Origin of the sequence: Maribellus sediminis (genome assembly GCF_011799805.1) — a bacterium.
In the GTDB taxonomy this organism is placed as follows: Bacteria; Bacteroidota; Bacteroidia; order Bacteroidales; family Prolixibacteraceae; genus Draconibacterium; species Draconibacterium sediminis_A.
The window spans coordinates 1,196,166-1,208,712 of sequence record NZ_WXUB01000001.1; the positions used below are offsets into that span (position 1 = coordinate 1,196,166).

Here is a 12,547-nt window from a genome sequence, read left to right on the forward strand (position 1 = left end):
TCCCCTTGAGGGGAGAGCCCCGAGTATTCGGGGGGAGGGGTGAACATGACACGATTACAATTCATACTAAAATCTTTTATTCATTATTTCAAGGCCAACTTACTGGTAGCGCTTGGCGTGGCCATTAGCGCCATGGTTTTGACCGGTTCACTGGTAATTGGCGACTCGGTGCGATACAGTTTAACGCAGGCAACCTTTTACCGGCTGGGCGAAACAACCCACCTGGTTTCGGTAAAGGAGCGATATTTCAGACAGGAAATGGCTGCTGAGATGGAAGCCCGGCAACCTGAAATTAAAGCTACGCCAATTTTGTTACTGGAAGGAATCGCTGTGGCCGATGGCGGTCAACGACGCGCGAATAAAGTTCAGGTGGTCGGTGTAGATTCCGATTTTTCAGAAATTTCGAATACTTCGGTTTTCTCCGTACTTGAAAATAATGAGATTGCGATTAGTCAAAACCTGGCGGAAAAACTACAGGTTCAGGAAGGTGATAATCTACTGATCAGAATAAAAAAAGCCAGTTTAATTCCGATGAATGCACCTTTTGTTTCGGCCGAAGAAACTACTGTTGCCTTGCGCGCTTCGGTGAGAATTGTGCTCACAAAAGAGCAGCTCGGAAGATTCAACCTGAAAAATTCGCAGACGGCGCCTTTCAATATCTTTTTATCGATTGGTCGACTCAATCAATTAATGGAGTTTGAGGGAAAAGCAAACCAGATTCTGGTGAAAAGTAATCTGGATAATGGCGCAATCCTGCAAACAGTTAATGATTGTCATACACCAGCCGATGCCGGACTTCAAGTCAAACAGATCGGAAAAAGTAATGAAGTTGAGATTTCTACGGAGCGGGTTTTTATTGAAGAAAAAGTGGCTGAAACGCTTCAAAAACTACCGGATGCTGATCCAATTCTGACCTATTTTGTAAATGAGATTGCAGAGGAAACGACGAGCCACGAGCCACGAGCCGCGAGTTCAGCTAACAATCAATCTCTATCAATCTCAACCAATCTCCATCAATCTCCAACGATTCCATATTCCTTCGTTTCATCACTTCAAGGTCTAGGCGAAAACGAAATAAGCCTGAATAAATGGGCCGCTGATGATCTTGGAGCGAATGTTGGCGATTCTATCGTTTTAAAATACTGGCAAATCGGGCCACTCCGGAAACTCATTGAAAAGGAATCTTTGTTTATAGTCAGTGAGATTATTCCTATGAATTCAGTGTTGTGCGATCCTGAACGTGTGCCGGAATTACCCGGACTTTCCGATGCCGGACACTGCCGCGAGTGGGAAGCCGGCGTTCCGATCAACCTGGATGCCATTCGCGATAAAGACGAGCAGTACTGGAACGAATACAAAGGAACCCCAAAAGCATTTGTGTCGCTCGGCAAGGCGCTGGAAATGTGGTCGAACCGTTTTGGGAATTACACGGCATTTCGTTTTCCGGCAGCTACATTCAGCGAGGAAAAGTTTACCGAAGTTTTCAAACAGAATATCACTTCTGCTGATCTCGGAATGATGGTCGAACCAATCCGGGCAAATGGTGTGCAGGCCGCACAAAATGGTACCGATTTTAGTGGTTTGTTTATCGGGCTCAGTTTTTTTATTTTGATCGCTGCGATTATATTAACGGCACTGTTATTCCGCTTTAATCTCGAAAACCGTTCCACGCAGGTCGGTTTGCTGGCAGCGCTTGGTTTTCAGCAAAAACAGATCCGACGGATTTATATCTCCGAAGGTCTGGTAACGGCCGTATTTGGCGCCGTGCTCGGCGTAATCGTCTCTGTTTTCTACACGCGTCTCGTATTTCGGATTTTGAATACCTTGTGGTTTGACATTGTTCGAACCAATGTCCTGGAAATAGAAATAGTACCGTTAACATTGGTTACAGGATTTTTGATCAGTGTATTGGTTTCACTGGTTGCTATTTTTATTTCGGTTCGGAAGTTTCAGCAACGCCAAATTGCGGAAATTCAGAAATCGGTGTCCGGGAAATCGACTAAAAAATTCAATGTTATTTACGATGTGCTGATGTGGGCTTCGCTGCTAGTTGTAGTGGTTATTTCCATTTTACAACTCACTGCGGGTAAGCTGGAGCCTTCCATGTTTTTTACCTCCGGTGCGCTTCTTTTACTCGGACTCTTGCTTTTGTTCCGAAAAGTTTTGAGAAGAATTGCAAAAACGGGGAGTAATGAACCAACGATTTTTACGCTAATCAAAGCCAATCTTGGTCGTAACCTTAGTCGTTCGTTAACCGTTGTGATCCTCTTTGCACTGGGAACATTTATCGTAGTTTCAACAGGGTCAAACAAACTCGATCTCTTCGCCAATGCGCAGAATAAAACAAGCGGTACCGGAGGTTTTCTCTATTTTGCAGAAACAACTGTTCCTGTTCTTTTCGATATTAATGATCCGCAGAAAAAAGCTCAAGAAGGTATTTTTGAGTCATTTGATGTCGTGCAATTCCGAAAGGTTGATGGCGACGATGCCAGTTGTCTGAATCTGAACAGAATTGCACAACCAGCCATTTTGGGAGTTGATCCGGAAGCATTGGCCGACCGATTTTCGTTTGCAGTAAAGGAAAAGGAAGTAGAAGGTGATCCGTGGTTGGCTTTAGACACAGATTTAGATGATGGTACCATTCCTGCCATTGCCGATCAAACTGTAATCCAGTGGGGGCTTGGGAAAAAAGTTGGCGATGTTATTCAGTACCAGAATGAACTGGGCGACACTTTAAATCTAAAACTGATTGCGGGCACCACACCGTCTATTTTCCAGGGATTTGTAATCATTTCAAACCAACAATTCCTGAAAAGCTACCCCAGCAGTAGCGGCAGTTCTGTATTCCTGATTGATGGAGCTCCTGCCAATGAACAGGCGATTGGAGATGAGCTGCAATCGGTTTTCCGCGATTACGGTTGGGAAATGGAAAATTCCGCAAAGCGTTTGGTCGAATTTTACTCCATAACAAATACATATCTTTCGATATTTCTGGCACTCGGAACACTCGGACTTATTCTTGGAACGATCGGGCTGGCGGTGATCCTTGCGCGAACCATCCTTGAACGTCGTCGTGAAATTGCTATGATGCAGGCGGTGGGTTTCCGAAATTCCTCCATTTTCCGGGTTCTGGCAAATGAATATTTGGTGTTGCTGGTAACGGGAGTACTAATGGGATTTGTGGCTGCAGTGGTCGCTACATTGCCGGCATTTTTATCGACCAACAGCGATGCCTCTTTTTCGACCGTATTGTTTGTTGTGGCTGCTATTCTGGTAAATGGTGTTATCTGGATTGCTGCATTGAGCCGGTTTTCATTAAATAGAACAATTGTGATAGAAGGCTTACAGGCTGATTAAATTGGATTTTCCAAAAACGTGCTTAGGAGTTTTTTGGATGGTGATCATGCTTGAGTTGATACAAGGTGTACAAAACAGGAGAATTCAATACCTCAAAATGTCATCCAACCCTTGTTTTAGCTCTGCCAGCTGTTTTTCTGTAATCGTACCAATTTTCTTTATCAGTCGTTCTTTCGAAACGGAACGAATATGAAAAGTAAGAACCTCCGATTGCTGTGATAGCTTGTTGATACTATCCGCTTCCAAAATCAAATTTCCTTTGTAACCTTTAATTTTTGTTGTTAGCGGACAAACAATTACGATTGGCATGTAATCGTTTAGAACATTCCCGCTTAGTATTACTACAGGGCGCATTCCTTTTTGCTCGCTACCTTTTACCGGATTCAGGTCAGCAAGCCAGATTTCACACTGTTTCATCGCCGAGCTGTTTTAAATAGTCCTCCATGCCTTCCTCTGCAATCTCCTGGATACTTTCGTCGGAAGCAGCCTGTTTATACGATTTTATATACTCGGCTCTCGTAAGTTGGTCGAGGTAGATTTGCAGGGCTTTTTCGATGATCTTGTTTTTGGGCAGGGCAAGTTTTTGAGCCATTTCATTGAGTCGGTTCAAAATATCGTCGGGCAATGTGCTGGTAAATGTTGCCATTGTTATTTGTGTTGAATATTTATAAAATACAAATATAAAACATATTTATACATATCGCATCTCTCATTTGTGGTTATAATTCAATCGATGTACACGTGAGAAGATGACCCGATTTACCGAGGATGTGTAAAATTTTAAATTTTCCAATAAAAAAAGATGTTTTTGACTGAAATGTAAACAAATTGTTGTTTTTGATCAGGCGTAAAACAATCATTTTTTGCATTTGTTTCAATAGTAAAAATTTGTACAAATGCCTGTTAATATACCAAAAACGGGACAGCCGCGTGTTGTTATCATCGGTGCCGGATTTGCCGGGCTGAAACTGGCCCGTAAATTATATAAGCACAACTTTCAGGTTGTGTTGATCGATCGCAACAATTATCATCAGTTTCAACCCCTGTTTTACCAGGTTGCTACTTCGGGGCTTGAGCCGAGTTCAATCTCATTCCCTTTAAGAAAGGCTTTTCAGAATATTGAAAATGTGTTCATCCGTATTGCTGAGGTAAAACAAATAATGACCGGTGAAAAAATGATCGACACCACTCTTGGAACCGTTTGGTACGATTACCTGGTGATAGCAACCGGAGCAACCACCAATTTCTTCGGGATGGAGAGTTTCTCGAAAAATGGGATTCCTATGAAATCGGTTTCGGAGGCACTTTACCTGCGAAACACCTTGCTCGAGAATTTTGAAAAAGCCGTAACCCGAACAGATAAAGAAGAGAAGCGTCGTTTGCTGAATGTGGTTGTTGTTGGAGGTGGCCCAACCGGTGTGGAGGTTTCGGGTGCACTGGCTGAAATGCGAAAGTTTGTGCTTCCGAAAGATTATCCTGAAATGGATTTTAACAACATGACCATCACGCTTGTGGAGGCGAACACACACCTTCTGCACGGAATGAGTGAAGAAGCAGCATCGAAAGCGTTCGATTACCTGACTGACTTGGGAGTGGAAGTAAAACTCAATCACAAGGTGCTGAATTATAACGGAGAAGTAGTGGAGCTCGAAGACAAGGAAAACTTTCAAACCAATACGCTCATTTGGGCGGCCGGGGTAAAAGGGCAGATGCCTGGTGGAGTAAATCCTGATATCGTTGTACGCGGCAACCGCATAAAGGTCAATCAGTTTAACCAGATTGAAGGAGAAGAAAATATTTTTGCCATTGGCGATATCGCTTACATGGAAACCGAAGCCTATCCCAATGGCCATCCCCAGGTTGCCCAGGTTGCCCTGCAACAGGCAAAATTACTTGCTAAAAACCTCCTGAATATCCGGGACGAAAAATCCCTGGTTGCTTTTAAATACAACGATAAAGGTTCGATGGCAACGGTAGGAAGAAACCGTGCAGTGGTGGATTTGCCAAAGCTGAAATTTGCCGGATTTCCTGCATGGATGGTGTGGATGTTTGTTCACCTGATGTCGATTGTAGGGGTAAAAAACCGACTGGTAATTTTCATCAACTGGTTATGGAATTACATGACTTACGATCAGTCGCTGCGCCTGATAATCCGTCCTTCGGCAAAAAGTGTTGAATGGCAGAAACGAAAGCAGTAAGCAGGCTTTTCCTTGCTTTTCTGTTGGGGGAAACTTAACTTTAAACGCGTACAAACACGCTGCAGAAGTATGAAAGAAGCTGACGGAAATTTTATGCGGGCTGCCATTCGGCTGGCTGAAAAAGGCATGCAGATGAATGCCGGCGGTCCTTTTGGTGCCGTGGTGGTAAAAGATGGTGAAATTATTGCCGAAGGATTTAACCGCGTAACTTCAGATAACGATCCAACTGCACATGCGGAGGTAATTGCCATTCGTGAAGCCTGTAAAAAACTGGGAACTTTTCAGCTCGACGACTGCGTAATTTATACTTCCTGCGAACCTTGCCCCATGTGTTTGGGCGCTATTTACTGGGCACGTCCTAAAAAAGTGTTTTATGCATGTACACGCGAAGATGCTGCACTGGCAGCTTTCGACGACCAGTTTATTTACGACGAACTAAAAGTGAATATTCAAGAACGTAAAGTTGATTTTGAAAACATTATCCGCGACGAAGGCCTGCACCTTTTTTCGCAGTGGAAAGCAAAGTCGGATAAAATGGAATACTAAGCCTGGAAGTGAATTTCTACCTCCTCTGATTTTTGTTCAAGACTGAATGAGCCTTTGTTTTCAAGGGTGATGGAATCCTGCAGTGCCACATCCGAGAGTTTTTTGTAGAGTTGGTTTTTATCTTCCGGATTACAATCATTGTGAAAATAGCAGAACAGGTTTTTCTCGTTCGCGTCGTTAAACTGAATTAAAAAAGCCATGTGTTCCGGAAACACCAGATCTTCGTAGGCATAAGTAATTTCAAGCCCCGTGGCTTCTTTTATGATATAGCGTACCGCTTCTAAATTTCTGAATTTCATACCTATTGTTTTATAATAGTGAAAACCACATTTTTATTTGCTGAACTTCTTCGGCTTGTTCGTAGGTTTGGCATTTTACCAGTTGCATAGTAATGGCGTCTTCGAATTCTCCCATGTCGAAACCAAGTTTTTGTAGCAAATCTTCTTTTGAATTACTTTGGTAGCAGGATTTTCGAAGTTGTTTATCGTTGCCTGCCTGCTTAATGAATTTGATTGCTTTTCCAAGTGCCATAATTTTCGTTTTTAAGAACAGGATGATGAACAGCTTGAACACGAACTTTTGTTGCAGGCCTGATACGTCCTTGATTCGTTTGCAGTATATAACTCCAGTTCGCTTTCGTTGAAAAGACGAATGTTTTCGTCAATATCGGTGCTTCGCGCCTTAAGTACTTCAATGCTGTTACGCCTGAACATATTTAGCACCATCGGAGTAACTTTCAAACTGATTATGGTATTTACTCCACGTTGTAGTAACGCTCCATTCAGTCCGCCGGGAGTTGAACTGAGATTTTTGGCTTCCAGCCATTCGCAGGCTTTCATGCTGCTGTCGTATATACAAACGTATTGAATGTTGTGAAATCCCTCTGCGAGTTCCTTTTTCGAAGAACCAGCCTCTTTTACCGGTAGCATCACTTTCATTGTTCCCGTTTTTTAATTTGCTGAAAACGGAGGCAAAGCCGGTGCCAAAAAGATCCGGTACTTGTATTTCAGAGTTTTAACAGTATTGAACGACTTGACATTCTTCAAAAATGTATGAAATTGAAAACTAAATCCTACAAAAATGTAGGATTAGCAGGTGTTGAATCCTTTGATTTGTGTGGTATAACTTTCAGTTTGCTTTTCCTGTTCTGTCGTATTACTTTTAGTACCTGCTTTTATCCCTAATTTAAATGGATCAGGAAAAGAAAAAGGAATTTACGGCGCGGCTGGAGAAACTGGAAAACCAGCTTTCAGAATTAAGGATTCAGTTGGAGGATACTTCGATCCTGTATCAAAATGAACTGGAGAAAAGGCAGTTTTACCAGTTGATAGCTGATTTTACTTTTGCCTGGGAATTATGGTTCGAACCCGACGGGAACATTAAATACTGTTCGCCGTCGTGTTACGATCTCACCGGATATACATCCAACGAAATCATTCATGCCAGCGGGATTGATGCCTTGCTGGTTTATGAAGCCGATAAAGAAAATTTTAATGCTTTTCTGAAAAATTCGCTGAATCAGTCGCAGATTAATCAAACACTGGAGTTTCGTATTTTAACCCGAACCAAGCAATTGCGCTGGTGCATGATAAATGTGCGGGGCGTTTACGACAAACTTGGAAAATATCTGGGAATTCGTGCCTCGGTACAGGATATTTCGCGACTGAAGAGGGCGATGGGTCATATTTCTGATCTGGAGAAAGGGAAAGAGTTTGAACAGCGAAACAAACAGCGTCTTCAAAATCAACTCGAATTAAAAGACCGGGAACTGGTTTCCTTTTTGTTGCAGTTGTCGCAAAAAAATGAATTGATTCAGAAAGCTGCAATCCTGATTCAAGAATTAAAAACTACTGAAAGTAGAAAAGGAAATGTTGTCCTGAATCAATTATCAACCGCCTTTGATCAGCATAATTCGGTACTTGTAGATTGGAATATGATCGAGAGCCAGGTTGAAAAAATTCATCCCGGATTTTTGGCGCGCCTTCAAAAGAAACATCCTTCAATCACCGAAAAGGATAAAAAGCTTTGTTCGTACATCAGGCTGGGGCTTTCAAGTAAGGCTATAGCCGGACTGATGAACATCACTGCAAAGAGTGTTGAAATCGCCCGCGTTCGTCTGCGGAAAAAACTCAATCTCGATTCAGGAACACGCCTGACTTCCTACCTGTTGCAATTTTGATAAGGTATTTTCTATTTCCCTGTAAAAATATGTTAGGTTTGTTCGTATTCAAAAACGTTGATATAGTTTAATATTTGTTAGAAGTGTAATGTATTATTAGGATACATTTGTGTTGGTGTTAGGTTTTGTATTTGCATTCGAGTATTTATGCCGTAAATTTGAGCATCTAAAGCTTGAAAATAGTTATGGTTCAAAATACCTCAGCAATTTACCGCAACTTGCTCGATGAAGAGATCGGACAGCTGGTTCATCAGGGCTGTTCCTCAACCGACTGGAGTTTGGTGAAAGTATCTCCCGATTTTATTCCCGATTGTATCGAAAACACAAAGTTCACAGGGCGAATCCGTCTGAACAGTTTTTCAGGGACCGTTAATCTTACGGGAGGTATCACCTTTAAAACGGGTATTTACAACGCCTGGCTGCACAACTGCGAAGTTGGTCGCAATGCCTTGATTCATAATGTCAGGAGTTATATAGCCAATTACAACATAGGGGATAACGTCATTATCCATAACATCACAACGCTGGCGGTTGACGGGAGAACCGCTTTTGGTAACGGCGTCCGGGTTGAGGCCATCAATGAAGGCGGGGGCCGCGAGATACCAATTTACGATTACCTGTCGACGCATGTTGCCTACATTATGGCCTTGTATCGTCACCGGCCCAGGTTGGTGAGTACGCTCAAGGAAATGGTGCAGGATTACACCGATTTTGTGAGTGATGAGATCGGAGTTATCGGTGCCGATTCAAAAATCCTTAACTGTAACACCATATTGAATGTGAAAACCGGCCCGGCCACGTTGATCGACGGCGCTCAGAAATTGACGAACGGGAGCATTAACAGTAATTACGAGGCACCGGTAAAAATTGGGGAAGGTGTGATCATGGAGGACTTTATTTTGAGTTCGGGCACGCTGGTAGCTGATGCAACACTTATCTCAAAATGTTTTATCGGACAGGGGAGTGTGCTGGATAAGCACTATTCTGCAGAGAATTCTTTGTTTTTCGCCAATTGCCAGGGATTTCACGGCGAGGCATGTTCTATTTTTGCGGGACCATATACGGTTACACACCACAAATCCACTTTGCTGATTGCCGGGATGTTTTCGTTTCTGAATGCCGGAAGCGGATCGAACCAAAGTAATCATTTGTATAAACTCGGCCCGATTCATCAGGGAATTATGGAGCGCGGCGCGAAAACCACCAGCGATTCCTACCTGCTGTGGCCTTCGCATATCGGGGCATTTTCGCTCGTAATGGGGCGCCATTATAAACACTGCGATACCACCAGTTTTCCATTTTCGTACCTGATTGAAAGTAAGGATGAAAGTATCCTGGTTCCCGGTATCAACCTTAAAAGTATTGGTACCATTCGCGATACACAAAAGTGGCCGCGGCGCGATAAACGCACCGATTCGCACCTGCTCGATTTTATCAATTTTAATTTGCTGAGTCCGTATACCGTTCATAAAATGCTGTCGGGGAGAGAAAAGCTTATCGCTTTGCGTAAGTCTGCCGGTGAAAATGTAAAAGTTTATGATTTCGACCGGATGAAGATTGAAAAGCACGCGCTCGACCGCGGTATCAGCTTGTATGAAATGGCAATTTGGAAATTCCTGGGGAACTCGCTTATTACCCGGCTTGGTGATCGTAACTATTCGAGCGATGAAGAGATTCAAAAAGCACTTCAACCCGATACCCCTCTGGGCAAAGGTTACTGGGTGGATCTGTCAGGAATGTTGTGCCCCTTCGAAGCACTGGATCAATTGCTGACTTCGGTGGAAAGTGGAGCTGTTCAGTCGCTGGAAGAAGTAAATGCCGGCCTGGCCATGCTGCATAAAAATTACTACAACTACGAATGGACCTGGGCGGCGGATGCCCTCGAGCAATTTTATGGAAAGGCACTGGCAGAATTCCGTTCAGAAGATGTGATTCAGGTAGTGGAAAAATGGAAGGAGAGTGTTTTGGGAATCGACAAGTATTTATATGAAGATGCGAAGAAAGAGTTTTCGATGGCCAAAATGACCGGTTTTGGGGTAGACGGACAAAACGGTGCCCGTGAGCTGGATTTTGCTGAGGTTCGTGGTGAATTCGAAAATAACGAAACAGTAACCGCCATTCAGCAACACATGGAGAAAAAGGAAGCTCTGGGAAATAAGATGATTGCAGCAATGAATCGGGTTATGGCTCCAACTTTGAACTCTAAACAAATAAAAGCCTAAAAATACTTTTTCATCCCCCGCTCTCCGTCAGATGACGGATCGCTTCCCCTTTCGAAGGGGGATTAGGGGGATGATGGATAGCACAAATATGTAATAGTAAACACTGATTATTATGTGTGGAATAGTAGGATATATTGGAGAAAAACAAGCTTTCCCGATTTTGATAAACGGGTTGAAGCGACTGGAATATCGCGGTTATGATTCGGCCGGAGTGGCACTTTTAAATGGTTCGCTGGAGAACTTTAAAAGAAAAGGCAAGGTGGCCGAACTGGAGGAATTCGTGGCAGAAAAGAGCTGTAATGGCACTGTAGGAATCGGCCACACACGTTGGGCCACACATGGCGAACCAAGTGATAGTAATGCGCACCCGCACACGTCTATGAACGGCGTATTTTCCATCGTTCATAACGGGATCATCGAGAATTATGCGCGGCTAAAAGAGGATCTTGTAAAACACGATTATAGTTTTAAAAGCGAAACGGATACCGAAGTTCTGGCCAACCTGATAGAATATTTTTACCTGCAGAACGATGAAATGTCAAGCGAAGGCGCGGTTCAGCTGGCTTTGTCGAAAGTAGTGGGAGCATACGGAATTGCCGTATTGTGCAGCCGCGAAAGCGAAAAAATTGTAGTGGCCCGCAAAGGCAGTCCGCTGGTTGTTGGGCTAGGCGACAAAGAATATTTTATTGCCAGCGATGCTTCGCCGATTGCCGAATATACCAGCCAGGTGGTTTACTTGAACGATGAAGATATTGCCATAATTCAGCGCGATGGTTTTACGCTGAAAAATGTACAAAACAATCCTGTTTCTTTAAAAATATCGAATCTTGATCTGGAAATCGGAACTCTGGACAAAGGCGATTTTGATTACTTCATGCTGAAGGAGATCTACGAGCAACCTGATACCATTAAAGAAACCTTTCGGGGACGTTTGCGCGAGGATTATTCCGAGATTGTTTTGGGTGGCCTGCTTAATGTGTTTCCAAAAATTGAAGCCGCAGAGCGAATAATTATCATTGGTTGTGGTACCTCGTGGCATGCGGCACTAATCGGTGAATACATGCTGGAAGAATATGCCCGTGTTCCGGTTGAAGTGGAATATGCCTCGGAGTTTCGCTACCGGAAACCGATCATCAACTCAAACGATGTGGTTATTCTGATCAGTCAGAGTGGTGAAACCGCCGATACTCTGGCGGCGCTGCATCTGGCTAAGGCAAAAGGTGCTACGGTAATTGGAATCTGTAACGTAGTAGGTTCATCGCTGGCACGCGAAACCGATGCCGGTGTTTATACCCACGCCGGAGTTGAGATTGGCGTGGCATCTACAAAAGCTTTCACTGCGCAGGTAACGGTGCTGACCATGATCGCACTGAAGCTGGCCAAACGAAAAGGTACCATCGATTTATACGAATACCAAAACCTGGTAAAAGAGCTGTCACAGATTCCTGAAAAGGGGAGAATTATCCTCGAAAGCGATGCCAAAATTCAGCAAATAGCTGAAAAGTACCACGAAGCTGTGAATGCACTTTACCTGGGGCGCGGCTACCTGTTTCCGGTGGCTTTGGAAGGCGCACTGAAGTTGAAAGAGATCTCCTACGTTCATGCCGAAGGATACGCAGCCGGTGAAATGAAACATGGTCCTATTGCTTTGGTCGATGATAATCTGCCGGTTGTGGTGGTGGCTCCCGAAGATGCCTATTACGAAAAGGTGGTGAGCAATATTCAGGAGGTAAAAGCGCGGAAAGGAAATGTGATTGCCATTGTTACTGAAGGCGATTCAGGATTAAAGGAACTGGCAAACGATGTAATTGAAATTCCGAAGTCGCATCCGGCGGTGGCGCCTTTGCTGGCGGTAATTCCGCTGCAGTTGTTGGCCTATCATATTGCCTTGCTAAAAGGGTGTAATGTCGATCAACCGCGTAATTTGGCAAAGAGTGTAACCGTAGAGTAAGTTTGGTTTTTTTATTTGGCCGGACAAACGGGCTTTTCGCTTTACCTGTCTTGTCAAGCCTGGTTTTTGTAAACGGTACGTGGGCTCCTTTCAT

11 protein-coding genes are annotated in these 12,547 nt (G+C 43.7%); 6 read left to right on the forward strand and 5 right to left on the reverse strand.

Going from position 1 to position 12,547, the window contains the following annotated elements:
- The first annotated feature begins 45 nt into the window (after positions 1-45).
- Positions 46-3,357: an FtsX-like permease family protein gene (locus HFD85_RS04645; protein ID WP_167605489.1), complete on the forward strand. Its 3,312-nt coding sequence runs from the start codon at positions 46-48 to the stop codon at positions 3,355-3,357.
- 84 nt (positions 3,358-3,441) lie between these two features.
- Here the strand turns inward: HFD85_RS04645 and HFD85_RS04650 are convergent, their stop codons facing one another.
- Together HFD85_RS04650 and HFD85_RS04655 are read right to left on the reverse strand one after the other, a co-directional pair.
- Positions 3,442-3,774: a type II toxin-antitoxin system PemK/MazF family toxin gene (locus tag HFD85_RS04650; RefSeq protein WP_167605491.1), complete on the reverse strand. Its 333-nt coding sequence runs from the start codon at positions 3,772-3,774 to the stop codon at positions 3,442-3,444.
- Complete coding sequence (locus tag HFD85_RS04655; protein ID WP_167605493.1) at positions 3,761-4,003, reverse strand: ribbon-helix-helix domain-containing protein; 243 nt, start codon at positions 4,001-4,003, stop codon at positions 3,761-3,763. Before HFD85_RS04655 ends, HFD85_RS04650 begins: the two co-directional genes overlap by 14 nt.
- Before the next feature lie 250 nt (positions 4,004-4,253).
- Here HFD85_RS04655 and HFD85_RS04660 point away from each other — a divergent pair, with 250 nt between their 5' ends.
- Together HFD85_RS04660 and HFD85_RS04665 are read left to right on the forward strand one after the other, a co-directional pair.
- Complete coding sequence (locus HFD85_RS04660) at positions 4,254-5,555, forward strand: NAD(P)/FAD-dependent oxidoreductase (RefSeq protein ID WP_167605495.1); 1,302 nt, start codon at positions 4,254-4,256, stop codon at positions 5,553-5,555.
- A gap of 69 nt (positions 5,556-5,624) precedes the next feature.
- Positions 5,625-6,101 carry a nucleoside deaminase gene (locus HFD85_RS04665; RefSeq protein WP_206081860.1) on the forward strand — a complete coding sequence of 159 codons (477 nt, stop codon included), beginning with the start codon at positions 5,625-5,627 and terminating at the stop codon, positions 6,099-6,101.
- On the opposite strand, the gene HFD85_RS04670 is transcribed toward HFD85_RS04665, so the two are convergent.
- The 3 genes from HFD85_RS04670 to HFD85_RS04680 are packed head-to-tail and all read right to left on the reverse strand — an operon-like array spanning position 6,098 to position 7,039.
- Positions 6,098-6,400 (reverse strand): hypothetical protein, encoded by a 303-nt coding sequence (locus HFD85_RS04670; protein WP_167605497.1) that lies wholly within the window; start codon positions 6,398-6,400, stop codon positions 6,098-6,100. The genes HFD85_RS04665 and HFD85_RS04670 overlap by 4 nt on opposite strands.
- Before the next feature lie 10 nt (positions 6,401-6,410).
- On the reverse strand, positions 6,411-6,632 hold the full coding sequence (locus tag HFD85_RS04675) for a hypothetical protein (protein WP_167605499.1): 222 nt from the start codon (positions 6,630-6,632) through the stop codon (positions 6,411-6,413).
- A gap of 11 nt (positions 6,633-6,643) precedes the next feature.
- The gene (locus tag HFD85_RS04680; RefSeq protein ID WP_167605501.1) at positions 6,644-7,039 is read right to left on the reverse strand and encodes a NifB/NifX family molybdenum-iron cluster-binding protein; all 396 of its coding nucleotides are present in this window, start codon (positions 7,037-7,039) and stop codon (positions 6,644-6,646) included.
- 251 nt (positions 7,040-7,290) lie between these two features.
- On the opposite strand from HFD85_RS04680, the gene HFD85_RS04685 reads away from it, so the two are divergent.
- The 3 genes from HFD85_RS04685 (at position 7,291) to glmS (ending at position 12,453) form a co-directional block, all read left to right on the forward strand.
- Positions 7,291-8,280: a PAS domain-containing protein gene (locus HFD85_RS04685; RefSeq protein WP_167605503.1), complete on the forward strand. Its 990-nt coding sequence runs from the start codon at positions 7,291-7,293 to the stop codon at positions 8,278-8,280.
- Between the two features lie 185 nt (positions 8,281-8,465).
- Entirely contained in the window at positions 8,466-10,502 is a 2,037-nt protein-coding gene (locus HFD85_RS04690) for a DUF4954 family protein (RefSeq protein ID WP_167605505.1), read from the forward strand.
- 112 nt (positions 10,503-10,614) lie between these two features.
- On the forward strand, positions 10,615-12,453 hold the full coding sequence (glmS, locus tag HFD85_RS04695) for a glutamine--fructose-6-phosphate transaminase (isomerizing) (protein WP_167605507.1): 1,839 nt from the start codon (positions 10,615-10,617) through the stop codon (positions 12,451-12,453).
- Positions 12,454-12,547: the final 94 nt, after the last annotated feature.